Annotated in this window: 15 protein-coding genes and 3 riboswitches; of the genes, 12 read left to right on the top strand and 3 right to left on the bottom strand. The window is 37.0% G+C overall.

Annotated elements, in window-relative coordinates; genetic code table 11:
• Positions 1–71 precede the first annotated feature (71 nt).
• The 3 genes from AB1279_RS22085 to AB1279_RS22075 all read left to right on the top strand — a co-directional run bounded on the left by AB1279_RS22085 (position 72) and on the right by AB1279_RS22075 (position 5,407).
• Positions 72–1,712, top strand: coding sequence for a PTS transporter subunit IIBC (locus AB1279_RS22085; protein ID WP_429760983.1), 1,641 nt, complete (start codon positions 72–74; stop codon positions 1,710–1,712).
• A 3-nt stretch (positions 1,713–1,715) separates the two neighbouring features.
• The gene (locus tag AB1279_RS22080) at positions 1,716–2,507 is read left to right on the top strand and encodes an endonuclease/exonuclease/phosphatase family protein (protein ID WP_429760981.1); all 792 of its coding nucleotides are present in this window, start codon (positions 1,716–1,718) and stop codon (positions 2,505–2,507) included.
• A 260-nt stretch (positions 2,508–2,767) separates the two neighbouring features.
• Positions 2,768–5,407, top strand: a complete 2,640-nt coding sequence (locus AB1279_RS22075; protein ID WP_429760979.1) for a YhgE/Pip family protein — start codon at positions 2,768–2,770, stop codon at positions 5,405–5,407.
• A gap of 306 nt (positions 5,408–5,713) precedes the next feature.
• Here the strand turns inward: AB1279_RS22075 and AB1279_RS22070 are convergent, their stop codons facing one another.
• Positions 5,714–7,906 (bottom strand): DNA topoisomerase III, encoded by a 2,193-nt coding sequence (locus AB1279_RS22070; protein WP_429760977.1) that lies wholly within the window; start codon positions 7,904–7,906, stop codon positions 5,714–5,716.
• A 198-nt stretch (positions 7,907–8,104) separates the two neighbouring features.
• A riboswitch (TPP riboswitch) is annotated at positions 8,105–8,214 on the top strand.
• Positions 8,215–8,286: 72 nt separating this feature from the next.
• On the opposite strand from AB1279_RS22070, the gene thiM reads away from it, so the two are divergent.
• The 3 genes from thiM (at position 8,287) to ilvA (ending at position 11,121) form a co-directional block, all read left to right on the top strand.
• A complete protein-coding gene (gene thiM / locus AB1279_RS22065; RefSeq protein WP_429760975.1) occupies positions 8,287–9,096 on the top strand; it encodes a hydroxyethylthiazole kinase in 810 nt (269 codons plus the stop codon).
• A gap of 15 nt (positions 9,097–9,111) precedes the next feature.
• Positions 9,112–9,765, top strand: a complete 654-nt coding sequence (gene thiE, locus AB1279_RS22060) for a thiamine phosphate synthase (RefSeq protein WP_429760973.1) — start codon at positions 9,112–9,114, stop codon at positions 9,763–9,765.
• Between the two features lie 147 nt (positions 9,766–9,912).
• Positions 9,913–11,121, top strand: a complete 1,209-nt coding sequence (gene ilvA / locus AB1279_RS22055; protein WP_429760971.1) for a threonine ammonia-lyase — start codon at positions 9,913–9,915, stop codon at positions 11,119–11,121.
• Positions 11,122–11,182: 61 nt separating this feature from the next.
• Here ilvA and AB1279_RS22050 read toward each other — a convergent pair whose 3' ends face one another.
• Positions 11,183–12,496: an anaerobic C4-dicarboxylate transporter family protein gene (locus AB1279_RS22050; RefSeq protein ID WP_429760969.1), complete on the bottom strand. Its 1,314-nt coding sequence runs from the start codon at positions 12,494–12,496 to the stop codon at positions 11,183–11,185.
• 292 nt (positions 12,497–12,788) lie between these two features.
• A riboswitch (cyclic di-GMP riboswitch) is annotated at positions 12,789–12,875 on the top strand.
• A gap of 125 nt (positions 12,876–13,000) precedes the next feature.
• Here AB1279_RS22050 and AB1279_RS22045 point away from each other — a divergent pair.
• Positions 13,001–14,740 carry a methyl-accepting chemotaxis protein gene (locus AB1279_RS22045; protein WP_429761535.1) on the top strand — a complete coding sequence of 580 codons (1,740 nt, stop codon included), beginning with the start codon at positions 13,001–13,003 and terminating at the stop codon, positions 14,738–14,740.
• Positions 14,741–14,855: 115 nt separating this feature from the next.
• On the opposite strand, the gene AB1279_RS22040 is transcribed toward AB1279_RS22045, so the two are convergent.
• Positions 14,856–15,227, bottom strand: a complete 372-nt coding sequence (locus AB1279_RS22040) for a cytochrome-c oxidase (RefSeq protein ID WP_429760967.1) — start codon at positions 15,225–15,227, stop codon at positions 14,856–14,858.
• Between the two features lie 131 nt (positions 15,228–15,358).
• Positions 15,359–15,461, top strand: a riboswitch (TPP riboswitch).
• Positions 15,462–15,567: 106 nt separating this feature from the next.
• Here AB1279_RS22040 and AB1279_RS22035 point away from each other — a divergent pair.
• The 5 genes from AB1279_RS22035 (at position 15,568) to AB1279_RS22015 (ending at position 20,307) form a co-directional block, all read left to right on the top strand.
• Complete coding sequence (locus AB1279_RS22035; protein WP_429752568.1) at positions 15,568–15,888, top strand: MTH1187 family thiamine-binding protein; 321 nt, start codon at positions 15,568–15,570, stop codon at positions 15,886–15,888.
• Positions 15,836–16,636: an ABC transporter permease gene (locus tag AB1279_RS22030; protein WP_429760965.1), complete on the top strand. Its 801-nt coding sequence runs from the start codon at positions 15,836–15,838 to the stop codon at positions 16,634–16,636. The genes AB1279_RS22035 and AB1279_RS22030 overlap by 53 nt, the downstream gene beginning before the upstream one ends.
• On the top strand, positions 16,633–17,625 hold the full coding sequence (locus AB1279_RS22025; protein ID WP_429752564.1) for an ABC transporter substrate-binding protein: 993 nt from the start codon (positions 16,633–16,635) through the stop codon (positions 17,623–17,625). The genes AB1279_RS22030 and AB1279_RS22025 overlap by 4 nt, the downstream gene beginning before the upstream one ends.
• Positions 17,622–18,371, top strand: coding sequence for an ABC transporter ATP-binding protein (locus tag AB1279_RS22020; protein WP_429760963.1), 750 nt, complete (start codon positions 17,622–17,624; stop codon positions 18,369–18,371). Before AB1279_RS22025 ends, AB1279_RS22020 begins: the two co-directional genes overlap by 4 nt.
• Positions 18,372–18,762: 391 nt before the next feature.
• Positions 18,763–20,307, top strand: coding sequence for an ABC-F family ATP-binding cassette domain-containing protein (locus AB1279_RS22015; RefSeq protein WP_429760961.1), 1,545 nt, complete (start codon positions 18,763–18,765; stop codon positions 20,305–20,307).
• The last annotated feature ends 70 nt before the right edge of the window (positions 20,308–20,377 follow it).

Below are 20,377 nucleotides of genomic sequence, written 5' to 3'. Positions count from 1 at the left end.
TTTTCGTAAGGGGATAAGCAATTATTATTTATACATGAGGGATTGTAATTTAGAAAAAGGAGGAACAAAGGATGAAGAAGCTTGCATCTTTTGATTTTTGGCAAAAGTTTGGAAAAGCTTTATTAGTAGTAGTTGCGGTTATGCCAGCTGCTGGTTTAATGATTTCCATTGGTAAACTAATCGGTATGTCTGCTGGTGATGTAGCTGCAGTACAAACGATTGCTAGAGTTATGGAAGATATCGGTTGGGCAATTATTGTAAACTTACATATTTTATTCGCTGTAGCAATTGGGGGATCTTGGGCAAAGGATCGTGCAGGCGGTGCATTTGCAGCATTGCTAGCATTCATATTAACAAACCGAATTACAGGAGCGATTTTTGGTGTAAACGCTGTAATGTTAGCGGATTCAAAAGCGAAAGTCTCTTCCTTATTAGCGGGAGATTTACTTGTAAAAGATTACTTTACTTCTGTTCTTGGTGCACCAGCACTTAACATGGGAGTATTTGTAGGGATTATTTCAGGTTTCTTAGGAGCTACGCTATACAATAAATATTATAACTATGATAAATTACCGCAAGCATTAGCGTTTTTTAACGGAAAACGTTTCGTACCATTCGTAGTAATCGTTGGTTCTACAATCACTGCTATTATTTTATCGTTCGTATGGCCATTCATTCAAAGTGGATTAAACGAATTTGGACGTTGGATTGCAGCTTCAAAGGATAGTGCACCAATTGTTGCACCATTTGTATATGGGACACTTGAACGTTTATTATTACCATTTGGCTTGCATCATATGTTAACGATTCCAATGAACTATACAGCGCTTGGCGGCTCGTACACAATCTTAACAGGTGCCAAGGCAGGACAAGTTGTAGCAGGACAAGATCCATTATGGCTTGCGTGGATTACAGATTTAAATAACTTAATAAATAAGGGTGATATGACAGCGTATCATGATTTATTAAATAATGTTGTTCCAGCACGTTTCAAAGTAGGACAAGTTATCGGTTCAACTGCATCATTAATTGGTATCGCATTTGCGATGTACCGCAATGTAGATGCAGAGAAACGTCATAAATATAAACCAATGTTTTTCTCAGCAGCATTAGCAGTATTTTTAACTGGGGTTACAGAGCCGATTGAATTTATGTTTATGTTTGTCGCTCCAGTACTATATGTTGTTTATGCAGTTATAACTGGTGTAGCGTTCGCATTAGCAGATGTGATTCATTTACGCATCCATGCGTTTGGTTTTATTGAATTATTAACTCGTACACCAATGATCGTTAAGGCAGGATTAACAAGAGATCTTATCAACTTTGTTGTTGTATCAGCGATATTCTTTGGATTAAACTTTACAATCTTCAACTTCTTAATCAAAAAGTTCAATTTACCAACACCAGGACGTGCTGGTAACTACATTGATAATGAAGATGGGGCTGAAGAAGTAGCAGCAAATGTAAAAGAAGGTTCATTAGCAACAGCGGTTATCGAGCTATTAGGCGGGAAAGATAACATTGCCGATGTAGATGCCTGTATGACGCGTTTACGCGTAACAGTAAAAGATTTAGATATCGTTGCACCAGAATCGAATTGGAAGAAAAATGGGGCACTTGGATTAATTGTAAAAGATAAAGGGGTACAAGCTGTTTACGGTCCGAAAGCTGATGTATTAAAGTCAGACATTCAAGATATTTTAGGTGCATAACAAATGAAATTATTAACTTTAAATTGTCATTCATGGCAAGAAGATGAGCAACTTGCAAAGATTCATTATTTGGCAAAAACGATTCAAGAAAATGACTATGATGTCATAGCGTTGCAAGAGGTAAGTCAATCAATTGAGGCAAGAAATGTATCCGGGAACATGAAAGAAGATAATTTTGTACGCTTATTACAAGCGGAGTTAGAGAAGCTTGGAGCTGCAAAATATGACATTGTATGGGATTTTGCTCATATTGGATACGATGTGTATGAAGAAGGTTTAGCAATTTTAACAAAGCATTCCATTACAAAGAGCGATTCATTTTTCGTATCGGACAGTACGGATACAACGTATTGGAAGACACGAAAAATTGTAAGCGCAACAATTTCCTATAACAATGAACCGGTGACTATTTATTCTTGTCATCTTGGCTGGTGGATTGATGAAGAAGAGCCGTTTAAGAAGCAAGTAGATCATTTATTGAATCATGTAGATAATAATGAGTTGTCGTTTTTAATGGGTGACTTCAACAACAATGCACGTACGCAGAATGAGGGATATGACTATCTCATAAAAAATGGTCTATACGACACGTATGAATTAGCAGAAAGAAAAGACGAAGGAACAACTGTGCAAGGAAAGATTGCTGGCTGGGATGAAAATAAGAATAATTTACGTATCGATCTTATTTTAAGTAATCATCCTTTGAAGGTTGTTTCCTCACAAGTGATTTTTAATGGTATGAACCGAAATGTAGTATCAGATCATTTTGGTGTTGAAGTCCAAATTAACGTGTAATAAAAAAGCAACCACCGTGTAGAATGCGGATTGGTTGCTTTTTTATTACGTTTTATATATGATTTTAATTATTGAACGAAAAACCTAAACGGTCAGTTGGTGTTATAATTTACATGTGTTCATTATATAATGACGTATAAAGCTTACTGGGAAAGTGTCGATTAGTTTAATTTAAAAATCTCGATAAACGGTGATATAATGGCAAAATGTATGTATGAATTTGGGAAAAAGAAAAAATATATGATTAGGTGATTAAAAATATGAAACAAATATGGCGTATTTATACGACAGACATACGGAATGTAGCGAAACATTGGGCTGCAATTGTTATCATACTGGGGCTTACTATTTTACCGTCGTTATATGCGTGGTTTAATATTAAAGCTTCTTGGGACCCTTATGGAAGTACGAAAGATGTTCCTATTGCGGTATCTAATGAAGACAGCGGTACAACTTTACGCGGGAAAGATATTAATGTAGGGAAAGAGGTTGTTGATTCTTTAAAAAAGGATAAAAACCTTGGTTGGAAGTTTGTTGATGAGAAGAAAGCTATAGAGGGTGTAAAGCATGGTGATTATTATGCAAGTATTACCATTCCAAAAGATTTCTCCGAAAAAATTGCAACGGTATTAAGTGATAATCCGCAAAAACCAGAGCTTCAATATTATGTGAATGAAAAGGTCAATGCGATTGCACCAAAAATTACGTCTAAAGGTGCATCAGGTATTGTAGAGGAAATAAGTAAAAACTTCGTAAAAACAGCAAACGGTGAGATTTTTAAAATCTTCAACGAGCTTGGGATTGATTTAGAAACAAATTTACCAAGCATCGAAAAGGTAAAAGAACTTGTTTTTAAATTAGAAACACAGTTTCCGGAGATTAACAATTTAGTTGATACGGCATTAACGGATGCCGATACAGCGCAAAAACTTGTGAAAACAGCGCAAGACACATTACCGACCGTTGAGAATGTCATTCGAGATGGACAACAAATGACGAAGGATTTAGATACATTCTTTACACAGAATACGAAAACGTTAGAAGCTGCACCAGGAGCAATTAAAAACAATTTAACATTTCTAAAACAGTCTGCAGATGGTGCGGTACAAATTACAGAGTTCTTGAAAAATCCAGCAGGGAATTTAGATTTAGCAAATATTAACGAACAAACATTAACCGAATCATCAAAAACTGTAAAAAGCTTTTTAGCATCTACTCGCCAAGTATTAGAATCTACACAACAAGTGGCAAATGCTATAAAACAAAATAATGTTGTTGACCCTGAAACGACAAAACAAAATCTTCAAATCATTAAAAGTCAAATTGATGTTAGAAGTCAACAAGTAGATACAATCATTTCATTGTTACAAACTCTTAATGCAACATTTAACACAACAATCTTTAATGATAATATTGATCGATTGAAAGGTTTAAAAACTGTATTAGATAATACAAGTAAGAAGATTGATAATACGATTAAGGCTATAGATCAAGGACAACAGCCGTCACAAGATGCAATCAATGCACTAGATCAAGGGGCTAAAGATGGAATTTCTATTATCGACGGTATTTTAGGAGCATGGCCTAAATTGGATCAATTAAAACAAGAGGGAGTAAATTTAGACCCAGCGAAAAACGGATTGAATTCTTTAAAAGCAAGTTTGACAGCTGGAATACAAGTAATAGATGGAATTATTCCAGTATTAAATGATGCAGATAAAATTGCCGGGGATTTAAATAAAACAACAAATATACCAAATACAATTAATCAATTGAACAAAGTAAAAGGTGAATTCCAAAAAGGAATCGATGGGGCAAATTTAGCATTAGATGCAATGAATAAAGGACAGAAACCTGCAAAGGATGTAGTTGATGGTATAAATGCCGCGTCTAAAAATGCTTCAGCGGCATTAGGCGACATTTTAGGAAGATATGATTCTGAAATTGTTCCAAGTTTTAATGATGCGATTGAACGTACGAAACAAATGTCGAAAGATACATCAAAAATCTTAAGTGAAGCAAATAAAAGTCTTCCTGATGTGAAGAAGGTACTCGAAGATGCATCGAAAGGTTTGTCTCTTGGCAAAGACGAAGTTGAAAAAGTAAAAGCTGAACTTCCTAATGCACAGAAGAAAATTACAGAAATCGCTAATAAAATTCGTGCATTTGAATCACAAGAAGATTTAAAGGACATCATTCGTTTGTTAAAGCATGATGTAGAAAAACAAAGTGATTTCTTCGCAAACCCGGTAAACGTAAAAGAGAATAAATTATATCCAATACCGAACTACGGTTCAGCGATGTCGCCGTTTTATACAGTGTTAGCGTTATGGGTAGGGGCATTACTTATGGTTTCATTATTAACAGTAGAGGTACATGAGGAAGATGCGGAGTATAGAAGTTATCACATTTACTTTGGGCGTTTCTTAACGTTCTTAACGGTTGGCCTTGCACAGGCGTTTATCGTAGCAATGGGCGATATGTTCTTACTAGGTACTTATGTAGTAGACAAATTTTGGTTTGTTCTATTTAGTATGTTGATTAGCGCGGTATTCGTCTGTATTGTTTACTCGCTCGTTTCTGTATTTGGGAACGTCGGGAAGTCAATGGCGGTTATTTTACTCGTACTACAAGTTGCTGGTTCAGGTGGAACATTCCCAATTCAGATGACGCCGAAATTCTTCCAAGCTATTTATCCATTTTTACCGTTTACGTATGCGATTAGAATCATCCGTGAGACAGTTGGCGGTATGCTGTGGAATATTGTATGGAAAGATCTTCTCGCATTGTGTATATGGGTCGTTGTTATGCTTATTATTGCGCTGTTCTTGAAAAAGCCGATTAATAAATCGAGTCAGAAGTTTGTAGAAAACGCAAAAGGAAGTAAGTTGATTCATTAATAACAAAAGGTTCCTACTAATTGGTAGGAACCTTTTGTTTATGAAGAGCGAGTGTAGGTTAAGTATGTCGAACATCGTTGAAGGGTCTTTATCCCGCATGAACGGGCAGTAAAGGACGGAGAAGAGCGGGGAAGAAAACGGCTGGCATGCGCCCGATTGGTGAGAGCTTTCCATCAGTGAGAAAAGCATCACTGATGGAAGTTTCACTTTATATTGTGTCGAAGCGCCGATATATTATTGGACATGAAAGAAGGAGTTGAATGAAAGGGCATCTACATCCCTTTTCATTCAACTCCCTTTGGTGTGTTATTTATCAAACTTCAGCCCTTTTAATGCTTCTGCGAATGCATTATTTAGAGGTTCTTCTTGTTTTTGTTGTTGTTTTAAGTACTTTTGTACAGAGCGTTTATCCATTTTTCCGTGAGATTCTTTCTTACGGCGTTCTTGGAATGAAGAAAGCTTTTCGCGATAGCCGCATTTACATGCGAAGATTTGACCTTCTCCTTCACCGCGAAGTTCTAGTTTTTTCTTACACTGAGGGCATCGTGCGTTTGTAGTACGGGATACGTTTTTACGGTGGCCGCATTCACGATCTTGGCACACAAGCATTTTGCCTTTCTTGCCGTTTACTTCTAGCATCGGTTTGCCGCAGTCTGGGCATGTTTTTGTTGAAATGTTATCGTGCTTATATTTTTTATCACTCGATTTAATTTCGGCAACAATTTCTTTCGTATAGTTTTTCATTTCTGAAATGAACACATCTTTTTTCAATTTCCCCTTCGCAATTGCCTCAAGTTTTTGTTCCCATTCAGCAGTTAGTGCAGGGGATTTTAATTCTTCTGGTACTAGATCAAGTAACTGACGGCCTTTTGATGTAATGTGAATGTCCTTGCCGCGCTTTTCGATTAAGAACGAATTGAATAATTTATCAATAATATCAGCACGTGTAGCAACAGTACCTAGTCCACCAGTTGATTTTAACGTGTCTGCAAGTTGTTTATTTTGCGTGCCCATGTACTTTGTAGGATTTTCCATTGCCGAAAGTAATGTTGCTTCATTAAAGCGTGCAGGCGGCTTTGTTTGCCCTGCTGTTTGGGCAATTAGTTTTACGTTTAATGTATCGCTTTTTTCGATGCGAGGTAAAATCTGTTCTTTTAAATCGTCTACTGCATCGTCATCTTCAAAGCGATTTTCATATACTTCTTTCCAGCCAGAGTTAACAATTGTTTTGCCGCGTGCGATGAAGTTTTCATCGTCAATTTTTGCGCGTAACGTTAGTTGTTCGTATTCGAAAGCTGGGAATAAAACTGCTAAGAAACGTTTTACAACTAGATCATAAATTTTACGTTCTTTATCTGTGAAAGCTGAAAGGTTTACATAACTTTCTGTTGGAATGATCGCATGGTGATCACTTACTTTACTATCATCAACAAACGCTTTAGAAGCTTTAATTGGTTTAGTTAAGACCTTATTAGCTAAAGAACGATACTCACCTACACCGCAAGCTTTCAGACGTTCTGGAAGTGTCCCCACGATGTCGGATGAGATGTAGCGTGAATCTGTGCGAGGGTATGTTAATACTTTGTGCTGCTCATACAGTTTTTGCATAATATTTAACGTTTCTTTTGCGGAATAACCAAAGATTTTATTCGCATCACGTTGTAGTTCTGTTAAATCATAAAGACCAGGAGAAAACGACTTTTTAGGTTTTTTCTCAATTTCCACAACAGTGGCATTTTGTTTGCCTAGTTTTTTCACAATGGCATCGATTTTTTCTTTATCGAAGCTACGGCTATTGCCTTTCGCATCTTGCCAAGTCAATTTTAACTTGTCTGTTGTTTGGGCTTCGATACCGTAGTATGTTTGTGCTTTGAAGTTTTTAATTTCGTCTTCACGGCCTGCAATGATCGCCACAGTAGGCGTTTGTACACGACCGCAATTTAGTTGTGCATTGAATCGTGTCGTTAATGCACGTGTCGCGTTAAGACCGATATACCAGTCGGCTTCCGAACGTGCGACAGCTGAAGCGTATAAATTGTCATATGCTTTACCAGGCTTCAAATTTGCAAAGCCATCTTTAATTGCTTTATCAGTAACAGATGAAATCCATAGACGCTTAATAGGTTTATTCATTTTAACTTTATCAATAATCCAGCGAGCGACTAATTCTCCTTCTCTTCCTGCATCTGTAGCCACGATGATTTCATTTACATCATTTCTAATCAGTTGACTTTTAACGGCATTAAACTGTTTTCCAGTCTGCTTGATCACTGTTAATTTTAAGCGTTCAGGCAGCATTGGAAGGTCTTCTAAATTCCAATTTTTGTATTTCGCATCATAACTTTCTGGATCTGCTAATGTAACGAGATGCCCCAAAGCCCAAGTAACGATATACTTATTGCCTTCAATATAACCATTTCCTTTTTTATCACACTTCAACACACGTGCAATATCACGTGCAACAGAAGGTTTTTCAGCAATTACAACACTTTTTGCCATATTTCAAACATCCTTTCGAATTTCCGTAAGTTAACTATAGCATACATCCTTTTTGGATTCAGTTATTCGGAAGATTCGAATCTATTGTTAGTAATGAAACACTTTACATCTTTGATGAGTTAAGAGGAGAAGAATTTTCATAACAAAATGTAACTTGTGATTTTGATAGAATAAGAGTAGACTCTGAATTAGATGAATAAGAAAACACATGGGAGTTTGTGGATGCAAACTGAGAGTACGGCTAATCTGTCGTTGACCATTTGAACCTGTTGGATAATGCCAGCGTAGGGAGAGTGTGAAAGCATATATTAAGACACTTTGCATGCGCAAAGTGTCTTTTTGGCTATATCTCCCATTATTAGAAAAGGAGATGGAAAAATATGAAAATCAAAGAAATTGCACAAGTAATTGAAACAGTACGAGAAAGAAATCCGCTCGTTCATAATATTACAAATGTTGTTGTGACAAATTTTACAGCTAATGGTTTACTTGCATTAGGTGCATCGCCCGTGATGGCATATGCGAAAGAAGAAGTAGCTGAAATGGCAAGTATTGCTGGAGCGCTTGTTTTAAATATGGGAACACTTCGCCCGGAAGAAGTAGAAGCGATGCTCATTGCTGGGAAATCAGCAAATGCGCACAATGTACCAGTTTTGTTTGATCCTGTTGGTGCTGGTGCAACTTTGTATCGAACAGAAGTTGCGAGACATATCCCAAGTGAAGTGAAACTAGCAGTTATCCGCGGCAATGCGGCGGAAATTGCAAATGTGATTGATGAGAAGTGGGAGATTAAAGGTGTTGATGCAGGAGAAGGAAACGGTGATGTTGTTTCCATTGCGAAACAAGCAGCAGAGCAGCTAAATACTGTTGCTGTTATTACTGGAAAAGAAGACGTTATAACAGATGGAGAAAGAACATTCATTCTTCGTAACGGTCATCCCATTTTAACAAAAGTAACAGGAACGGGCTGTTTATTAACATCTGTGATTGGCGCATTTGCAGCAGTCGAAAGAGACTATGTAAAAGCAGCAGTCGCAGCAGTAACGTTTTATGGTGTAGCGGCAGAAATAGCAGCAAACAAAACAGCTGAACAAGGACCAGGAAGTTTCCAAATTGAATTTCTTAATCAGTTAGCAAATGTTACTGCAAAAGACGTTGAACAATATGGGAATGTCGAAGAAGTTCGTTAAGAAAGGATGAGAGAAATGGCACGCATCGATAAACAGCATATGTCCGAGTTATTACAAGTATATTTTATTATGGGGAGTAACAATTGCCGCAAAGATCCATTACAAGTCATGAAAGAAGCACTCGATGGTGGAATTACAATTTTTCAATATCGTGAAAAAGGTGATGGAGCATTAACGGGAGAAGAACGATATGCATTTGCAAGACAGCTTCAGTCTTTGTGTAAAGAATATCATGTTCCATTTATTGTGAATGATGATGTGGAATTAGCACTAGAATTAGATGCAGATGGCGTTCATGTTGGACAAGATGATGAGGGCATTAAGATAGTACGTGAAAAAATGGGAGATAAAATGATCGGTGTATCCGCTCATACAATAGAAGAAGCACACTTTGCAATTGAAAATGGTGCAGATTATTTAGGGGTAGGACCGATTTTTCCAACACATACGAAAAAAGATGCAAAAGCAGTACAGGGAACGGAAGGATTACGCTTTTTCCGTGAAAGTGGCATTGAAATTCCGATTGTCGGTATTGGTGGAATTACAATTGAAAATGCTGCTTCTGTCCTTGAAGCAGGTGCGGATGGGGTGTCTGTTATTTCTGCGATTAGCTTAGCAGATTCTCCTTATAATAGTACGAAGAGATTAGCTGAACAAGTGAAAAAATAATAAATGAATTTGTTATATATCGTGAAAATCACTACCATTTTGAAAGAACCATTTCTAACATGAAGAAATGGTTCTTTTTGTCGTATAAAACAAACTGTGAGGCTTAAACTAACGTGTATGAATATATATCGTTTCGGAGGCGACAATATGATTTCGTTACAAAGTATTATAGCTGCTCATGAAAAAATGAAGGGGATTGTACATACAACACCGTTAGATTATTCCAGTACATTTAGTGAACTATCTCATAACGAAGTGTATTTAAAGTTAGAAAACCTACAAAAGACAGGTTCTTTTAAAGTACGTGGCTCTTATAATAAAATGACTTCACTTAGCAAAGAAGAATTGCAAAAAGGAGTTGTGGCAGCATCAGCTGGTAACCATGCACAAGGTGTAGCTTATTCTAGTAATATGCTCGGTATTCCTTGTACGATTGTGATGCCAAAAGGAGCACCGCTTAGTAAGATACTTGCGACAAAGCGTTACGGAGCTAATGTTGAATTGCAGGGAAATGTATTTGATGAAGCATTAGCATATGCACTTGATTTAAAGGAACGAACAGGAGCGACGTTCGTACATCCATTTGATGATGAGCTTGTTATTGCTGGACAAGGAACAGTTGGATTAGAAATATTGCATCAGCTTGATGATGTTGATGCGGTTATTTGTCCCATTGGTGGTGGTGGTTTAATTGCGGGCGTTGCGATGGCAATTAAAGAACAAAAGCCATCTGTGAAAATCTATGGTGTACAGGCGTTGGCGTGTCCTAGTATGAAACAATCTCTTACTGAAAAACAAAGGATAACGGTAGAGTCAACACCAACGATGGCAGACGGAATTGCAGTAAAAAAACCAGGGGATCTCACTTTTCAGCTTGTGCAGCGCTATGTAGATGATATTTTCTGCGTCGATGAAATGGAAATTGCTCGGACGATGCTCATGTTACTAGAGCGTAATAAATTACTTGTAGAAGGATCGGGTGCTACTTCATTAGCTGCGCTATTATATGAAAAAGTGCCAGTACAAGGAAAAAAGATTGTCCCTGTCTTGAGCGGCGGCAATGTTGATGTTAATTTTATTTCGCGCATTATTGAACACGGTATGGTTGAAGCAGGCCGATTTGTACATATTTCAACAACCATTAAAGATAAACCGGGGCAATTACAGCAAGTATTACAGATTGTAACCGATTTTGAAGCGAATGTTCTTCATGTTCATTTAGAGAGGATTGGAACGAAAGTATTTCCGGGTTATGCGCAGCTGCACCTTTCTCTTGAAACGAAAGATAATGAGCATATTGAGCAAGTGCTAATTGGGATGAAGAAGAAAGGATATAGCGTCGAAGTCATTGAATAAGTATTTAAACAAACGTTTGATTAAAAAGAGCCAGCCTTTGTAAGGGCTAGCTCTTTCTTCATTAAAACATCAGTGAAATGAGGAGCATTCCAATTCCAATTGATGTTATTGTTGCAACAAGACCTGGAATCATAAAGCTATGATTTAATACATATTTACCAATACGCGTTGTACCTGTACGGTCAAAGTTAATTGCCGCAACGATTGTTCCGTAGTTTGGAATAAAGAAATATCCGTTTACAGCTGGGAACATCGCAATTAATAGTGCTGGTGAAATGCCCAGTGTTAATCCAAGGGGTATTAACGCACGTACCGTTGCGGCTTGGCTATATAACAAGATTGATAGCACGAATAGTGCAATTGCGAATAACCACGGTGCACTCGTTACGAGACCTTGAATGGAACCTTGAATTATTTGTAAGTTACCGTTAAAGAACGTATCCCCCATCCATGCGATGCCGAAAATCGCAACAACTGCTGTTGCTCCTGCTTTAAAGACGTTACCAGACACGATGCTTTCCACATTTGGTTTACAAAAAATAATAATCAGTGCAGCGATTGTTAGCATCACCATTTCAATGGTGTTTGGCATAGAAAGGCGTACAAGTTTTCCGGCTATCATCCAGCTAGGGCGTAACGCTTCAAAAGATCCAAGAAGCACAACTAGAACTGTTGCAAGCAAAAAGAGGATAACAGACAGTTTTGCACCTTTTGGAACAATAAACTCTTTCTTTTCTTCTAGTTTTGGAATCATGCCTTCTTGTAATCGTTTTAAGTATTCTTCATCTTCGTTTAGCTCTTTCCCCATTTTGCTCGCGACGAAAGCAGCTGCCATACAAGCGATAAAGGTAGATGGAATACTAATTTTTAAAATATCTAATAGTGTAATCTGATAGTTAGCAAGCATAGCGAGAAGTGCAACGGTTGCTGCTGAAATTGGACTTGCCGTAATCGCTTGCTGCGATGCAATAACAGCGATTGACAGTGGACGCTCTGGTCGAATTCCTGATTCCCGCGATACTTCAGCAATGACAGGAAGAACCGAATAGGCAACGTGACCTGTCCCTGCGCAAAACGTAAATAAATAAGTGACGATTGGGGCAAAGAACGTAATACGTTTTGGATTTTTGCGGAGTGCTTTTTCTGCAAGGTGAACAAGATAGTCCATCCCCCCAGCAGCTTGTAGTGCTCCAGCGGCTGTAATAACTGCTAAAATCATAAGCATAACATCGATTGGCGGGGAAGTTGGCTGTAAGTGAAAGAAGAAGACAAAGATTGTCATCCCAACGCCTCCCATTACGCCAAGGCCAACCCCTCCAAGGCGCGCACCGATGAAAATACAAAGTAACAAAATGATGAACTGTAGCCAGAACATAGTGTAGTACCTCCGAGATAATAATCGATTGTTATTATCGAATAACTTAATTTGTTTAATGCTTCGAAAATTAAATAATGAATAATAAAATAAATCTCTGAAAATAGCCATTTTTATTATATAGCATATCCAAAACATGATTCGCTCATTTTTGTTACAATTATTTTACAAAAGAATTATTGTGAAATTAATATTTATATGTGCAAATAAATGGACAATTTGATTTAGATGTTGTAATCTGAGACAGAGAATTGTGTAATTCTCATAAAACTCCCATATCGTTCAACTCGTTCATCGAGAAAGGCAAACTTATGGAAACATAAGGTCGCAAAACTATAGGGGCTAAGGTCGAAATAGACTAAGCTAGCCAGTTACCGGACTGATAGGGTTGGTTTAGACCAATGCTTTTTCATACATTGGTCTCTTTTTTTAACTATTTTTGTTTTTAATATTCTAAATATTTTTATATTATGTTAATTTGTTTTGGGGAGGGATAAAATGATTATAAAAAAATATTGGTCTAAGTTATCGTTTTTACAAAAAAACGTATTGTTAACAATCCTTGTTATTTTAATGCTTATTGGCAGTATGAGCGCGTTAAACTTTAATATTTTCCAGAATAGTATGTTGTCTATATATGAAAAGCACTCTGTAGATACGGGGGATATGGTAGTCCACAAACTAGATACGGGATTGATTGAGGATCTTGTAAAAGACCCAACGACGCAAAGAGTGAAAAAAGAAACGTTAATTCAGCAGTTAGGTGATGTATCAAAAGAATTAAAAACCATAGGTCATCTGTATGTTACTGGTGTAAAAACAAATAACAAGGGAGAATTACAAGTAGTAGGAATGACCACGGAGTTATCGAAGGCCACAAAACTACAGGTAGGAGATTATGCTAAGCAGCCTTCATATTGGATGGAAACTTATGAAAAAGTAATGTCGACCAAAAAACCACAGGTATCCGCAGTATATGAAGATGATGTTGGGACTTGGGTCACAATATTAGAGCCAGTTATAGGCGAGGGTCAAAAAATTGTTGCAATTGTTGGGGTAGATGTAGATGCTTCTATTATTGCAAGTACGAAACAAAAGTTTATCATTCAAAGCTTGATTTTTATCTCTATTTTTCTCATTATTGCGACTTTAATTCAATTCTTTATCGTTCGTAGTTCTTTAGCACCGTTAAAAGAGTTGCGTGAAGGATTACGAAAAGTAGGAGACGGTGACTTAAGTATACAATTAAGGGAGCGTTCAGATGATATAGGGGTTATTAATGCGTATTTTAATAATATGATTGAAAAGTTTAGAAAAATTATTGAGAAGGTAAAAGAAACCTCAGAACAAGTTTCATCTTCTTCGCAAGAGCTTTCAGCAAGTACAGAAGAGAATAGTAGGGCTGTACAAGAAATTGCAAGCTCTATTGGAGGGTTAAACGAGGGTGCTCATTCTCAGCAAACTTCTGTACAGCAATGTCTAGAAATTGTCAATGAGATGGGTAATAAGATGCAAGGAGTTACAGAAGCTGCAGGGCACGTAGCGGAGGCAGCTGAAGGAATGGAGAATCATTCTATTAAAGGTAACAAGGCAATTGAACAAATTATTCAGCAGATGAATTTAATACAGAAAGCGGTCCAAGATTTATCTTCTATTATTTATTCGCTGGAAGATCGTTCAAAACAAATTAGTGATATTGTTACAGTGATTACAGGTATTTCAAATCAAACAAATTTACTTGCCTTGAATGCTTCTATTGAGGCAGCGCGTGCTGGAGAGGCTGGTAAAGGTTTTGCAGTTGTAGCAGAAGAAGTGCGGAAATTAGCAGAACAAACGGAAACATCCGCTAAAGATATTTCTAAACTTATTAGTGAAACACAAATAGAAACTGAACAAGCCGTTGTTTCGATGCAAAAAGGGTCACAAGAAGTGGAATCTGGCATTTCTCTTGTGCAAAATAGCGGAGTGTTTTTTGCGGAAATTTTACAGTCAGCACAATCTGTGACAAAACAAGTAAAAGAGGTATCAGGAACATCAAGTCATGTTTCGCAAAGCAGTAAAGATATTGTTCATTTAGTAAATGATCTTTCAAATATTGCAAAGACATATGTCGAGAGTACAAACTATGTAGAAGTAGGTATGAGAGAACAGGAAATGTCTGTTCAAGAAGTAGCAGAATTAGCAAGTTGTTTAAATGTGCTTGCTTATGAATTGCGAGAGCTTATTGGAGAATTTAAAAGCTGAATTATCATGAAAAAGCAGAAGTGCTAACCGCTTCTGCTTTTTCATATATGTTATCCCGATATTTCGGTGCAATAAGACCACGACCGATGCAAGTTTTACTTTGCAAAGAATTTCATTATGAATTCTCTTTGATATGCGTAAAAATATTAATAGAAAATATAATAATAGCAAGAACCACAAGAATGCTACCGCCGGCAACAAATGGAATAGCGGCATGATGTCCATAGATCTCAAGGGCTAGCGCAATCATCATAATTGGCAGTCCAATATTAAGTAGCCAAAAGTGCAATTTCCCTAGTTTAGACTGACCAGCCTCTTGAAAGATATGATATAAAATGCCAGCTGCCATCATTGAAGCCCAGCCAAGAAGCAGTAAGTGTACATGTACACTTTTTAATGCAAAATTAAGAGACATTGACATATACATCCCCATACAGACGCCGATGACAAAATAAATAGAAGAAATCTTGATAAAGCGAATGCCCATACAAATTCCACCTTTCCGTATTAATTTGTGAGTACAATAGAATATATGAAGACGAACTTGAGGACAGTATCATTAGATGGAAAAATTTAATTTTGTTTGTTCACAAAAATAATACGTGCTACAATGAAAACGAATTGGAACAGGGGAGCCCGTACGGCTGAGAGGATGTAACAATACATCGACCCTTAACCTGATCTGGATAATGCCAGCGTAGGGAGTTGTATCAAGAATCGTAGCATATGTTATTCTATGGTAACTTGAATATAAGGCTTTCCTGCCCTGGGGCAGGAAAGCCTTTTCTTTTTACACAAATTTTACTTTATATAAGGAGGAATTTAGTATGTCACAGCAAGTTACGATTTCATTTTCAGTAGTACCACAAGCAAAGATGAAAGATGTATATTCAGTTGTAGATAAAGCGATTGAGGTTGTTCAGCAATCTGGTGTACGCTATGAGGTTGGTGCGATGGAAACAACGATGGAAGGGGAATTAGATGAGCTTCTTGATATTATTAAACGTGCGCAGCAAGCTTGCATAGATGATGGGGCGGAAGAAGTCATTACTTCTATTAAAATTCATTATCGTCCAAGCACAGGTGTAACGATTGATGAAAAAGTATGGAAGTATCGTGAAGAATATGAAAAAACAGAAACGATCTAATATAGCGATTACAACAATTTGGCTTCTCCTCCTCGTTGCAATATGGGAAGGGGCTGTGTCAGTATTTCATATTGAACCGTGGATTTTACCGAAGCCTTCTGCGATTGTAAGTGAACTTATACAAATGAAAGATTTACTACTTCCGAATACAATGCAGACGCTGCAAGAAGTTTTAATCGGATTATTTTTTGCGATTGTACTTGGAACGAGTATTGCAATTATTATGGATGTCATCCCATTATTCCGTGTTTTAATTAATCCGTTATTAGTGATTTCACAAACGATTCCGATTGTCGTGCTAGCACCTTTATTTATTATTTGGTTTGGCTATGGAATGCTGCCAAAAGTAATGGTTGTTATTCTCGTATGCTTCTTTCCAATCGCACTTAGTATTTTAGAAGGTTTTCAAACGGTAGATAAAGCAATGCTAAAATTGCTTCAAACAATGCGAGCAAGCAAGTGGCAAGTATATCAAAAAGTGAAATTTCCAGCAGTATTGCCATACTTTTTTTCTGGATTAAAAATTGCAGTTACGTATAGCGTAATGGGAGCTATTATTGGAGAATGGCTTGGTGCAAGTGAAGGGCTAGGGGTTATGCTGACAAGGGCGACAAAATCCTTTTTAACAGCACGTGTATTTGGAATAGCTGCTGTTATTGTCGGTGTAACGTTATTGTTGTATTTTATTGTTGAATTGGTGGCAAGACTAACAGCACCATGGATTTACAGGAAGGATGAGAGAAAATGAAAAAAGGATTAAAAATGCTATTAGCAGCTTCTCTACTATTTTCATTTGCAGGTTGCTCGGCAGAAAAGAAAGCGGAGAGTAAAGAGAAAAAAGTAACAGTGGTATTGGATTGGTTTCCGAATACAAATCATACTGGTTTATATGTAGCAAAGACGAAAGATTACTATAAAAAACAAGGGTTAGATGTAGAAATTATTCAGCCGGGTGATAATACTTCTGTTGAACAAATGGTTGCATCCGGAAAAGCTGATTTTGGTGTAAGCTACCAAGAAAACGTAACGATAGCACGTGAAGAAAACGTTCCAGTTGTATCAATTGGTGCAATTATTCAACATAATACATCTGCGTTTGCATCTCTAAAAAAAGATAATATAACATCGCCAAAGGCGTTTGAAGGAAAAAGATATGGCGGCTGGGGTGGACCAGCAGAAGAAGCAACATTGAAAACGATTATGGATAAGCAACAAGCAGACTATAGTAAAGTAAAGAATGTTGTACTTGGACAAACTGATTTCTTTAAATCTATCGGCCGCGATGCTGATTTTGAGTGGATCTATTATGGCTGGGATGGTATTGAAGCAAAGAGAAAAGGCATTGAACTAAACACTATTATGGTAAAAGATTTAGATCCAGCATTAGATTATTACAGCCCTGTTATTATTACGAGTGAAAAACACGCAAAACAAGACAAAGACTTTGTGAAGAAATTTATGAAAGCGACAACAGATGGTTACAACTTTGCAATTAAGGAACCGAAAGAAGCGGCGGATATTTTAATTAAAAATGTACCTGATATTAATAAAGAGTTAGTACAAGAAAGTCAAAAATGGTTAAGTACGAAATATCAAGATGATGCGAAAGCGTGGGGAGTACAGAAGGAAGAAGTGTGGAGCAATTATATGAATTTCTTATATGACAATAAGGTCATTAAAAAGAAAATTGATGTAAAGGCAGCCTTTACTAATGAATTCCTTCCAAGCGAAAAATGAGCGGATTACAAGTAAAAGACGTTACGAAAACATTTGATGGGAAAACAGTGCTAGAACATATGAATGTCTCAATTCAGGATGGAGAATTTGTGTCCTTTGTTGGGCCAAGTGGTTGCGGAAAAAGTACATTATTAAACATTATTGCTGGAATTGAGCGAGCGAATGAGGGAGATGTATTTTACGAAAATCAATCTGTTATGAATCGAGATATTGTTAGCTATATGCCGCAGCAAGATCTTCTACTTCCGTGGCGTTCTGCTCTTCATAATATTGTGTTACCTTTAGAAATTGAAGGGCAGTCAAAAAGAAAACGATTAGAAGCTGGGATGGAGGCACTAGAGCAATTTGGACTTGATGAATATGCAAATCATTATCCAGATGCTTTATCAGGTGGTATGCGGCAGCGGGTTAGCTTTTTACGTACGTATTTATGTGATAAACCAATTATGCTGCTTGATGAGCCCTTTGGGAAATTAGATGCATTTACAAAAATGGAAGTGCATAGCTGGCTGCTAGAATCATGGCAAAAAGGAAAGCAAACCATCATTATGGTTACGCATGATTTAGATGAAGCCATTTTGTTATCAGATCGTGTTTTCATTATGTCGCAGCAACCATCAACAATTGTTGGAGAAGTCAAAGTGAATTTGCCGCGACCTCGAACAATGGACATGTTAACGTCAGTAGAATTAAAAGAAGATAAAACAGAGATATTAAAAATATTGGCTCCTTATATGAAGAAATAGACGAAAAAACTCTTAACAAGTCTAATTTGTTAAGAGTTTTTTCTTTTGGGTGCAGGAACAAAAAGAAAAATGAAGAATATGATATAAAAGCTTGGTTTATACTATTATTATGAGAAAATAATGATTTCAAAAGGAGTGAAAGGATAAGATGACTTTATCAACTGTTCTTCAAATGGTTTTGGCTTGATAAGGGAGAAGTATGCCCAATTTTTGATTAAAAGCCAACCGGAAGACAGTAGATAAAGAACCTTATTCCTTTTTTACGATAATGAATTGTAATGGGTAAGGTGTGTTCGCCTTATCCATTTTTATGTTCAGCTAATTGAATATGGCCTGTATCATGCTGTTCTCTCGTTTGGCTTTGTATGTAAAGCGAAAAGGAGAGAGTAAAATGAGTATGTTATCAGTTGAAAATGTTACCCATATGTACGGGGATAAAATAATCTTTCAAAACATTTGTTTTCGCTTACTTCGAGGTGAGCGCGTTGGCCTTGTAGGAAGCAACGGAGCAGGGAAATCTACATTACTGCGTATATTAGCAGGAGAGTTACTTCCTGATGCAGGAAGGGTTGAATGGTTCCCTCATGTAAATATCGGTTTTTTGCAGCAGTATATTGATTTACAAGCTGGAACAACTATTATGAAATATTTACAAACAGCTTTTGCCCACTTGTATGATATCGAGTGTAATATGCGGCAAGTAGCTGATAAAATGGCGACAGCAGGAGATAACCTTGAGCAATTGTTAGTACAATACGGGGAGTTACAAAGTATACTAGAGCATTCTGATTTTTATCATATTGATGCGAAAATAGAGGAAGTTGCTGCGGGATTAGGGATTTTAGCACTTGGTATGGATCGTGAGGTAGAAAAACTAAGCGGCGGTCAACGAACAAAACTATTATTAGGAAAATTGTTATTAGAAGAGCCGCAAGTTTTATTACTTGATGAACCAACAAACTATCTTGATAACGTGCACATTGAGTGGCTTATAGGATATTTGAAAAATTATAAGCATGCTTACATTGTGGTTTCGCATGATGAAAGGTTTTTAAATGAAATTACCAATGTAATTTATCATTTAGAGCATAAAGGAATGAAACGTTATATAGGTAATTATCAAACATTTATAACAAGCTATGAACAAAATAAACAGCAATTACAAGCGGCGTATGATAGGCAGCAAAGAGAAATTGGAAAGTTAAAGAACTTTATTCAAAAGAATAAAATTCGTAAAGCAAAACAGGCAAAAAGCCGCGAAAAAGTATTGGAAAAAATAAATAAGATCGGAAAACCAACTTCTGTATTGCAGCCGCGTTTTATGTTTCATGTTCACTGTGATCCTGTGAGCCGGATTTTGGAGGCAAAGGATATGCAAATTGGCTATACAGAGCCTCTATTCCCGCCAATTGATTTACTAGTAAAGCGCGGTGAAAAGATTGCGATTGTTGGCTATAACGGCATTGGAAAAACAACAATGTTAAAAACATTACTGGGACATTTGCAGCCTTTAACCGGAAGTGTGAAAATAGGGGAACGAGTAAATCCAGCTTATTTTGCACAAGAAGAGTTTGCTTCAGAACAAACACCGCTTGAGGAAGTACGGTCAATAAGGCCTGATATGACGCAAAAAGAAGTTCGGCAAGCTCTAGCAAGATGTGGTTTAACAGAAGAACATATTGGACAGCAGCTTTGCTCATTAAGCGGTGGAGAACAAACGAAAGTACGTTTATGTGAATTGATGTTAACAGAAAGTAATATACTCGTTTTAGATGAACCGACTAACCATTTAGATGTTCGAGCAAAGGAAGCACTTAAGGAAGCTCTCATGCAATATGAAGGAACGGTGCTACTTGTTTCTCATGAGCCAGATTTTTATGAAGAATGGGTGACGCAAGTTTGGAAAGTGCAAGAATGGTGTGAAAGTATAAAATAAAGTAAAGTTTTCATAAGTGTGGGGGGGGTATCCCACACTTATTTTCTTTGTTTCTCTCTGAATCTTGAGG

It is taken from the genome of Bacillus sp. S14(2024) (assembly GCF_050473785.1).
GTDB classification, from domain to species: Bacteria; Bacillota; Bacilli; order Bacillales; family Bacillaceae_G; genus Bacillus_A; species Bacillus_A yunxiaonensis.
The sequence above is the reverse complement of the archived record's forward strand: the minus strand, read 5'-3'. Positions and strand labels throughout refer to the sequence as shown.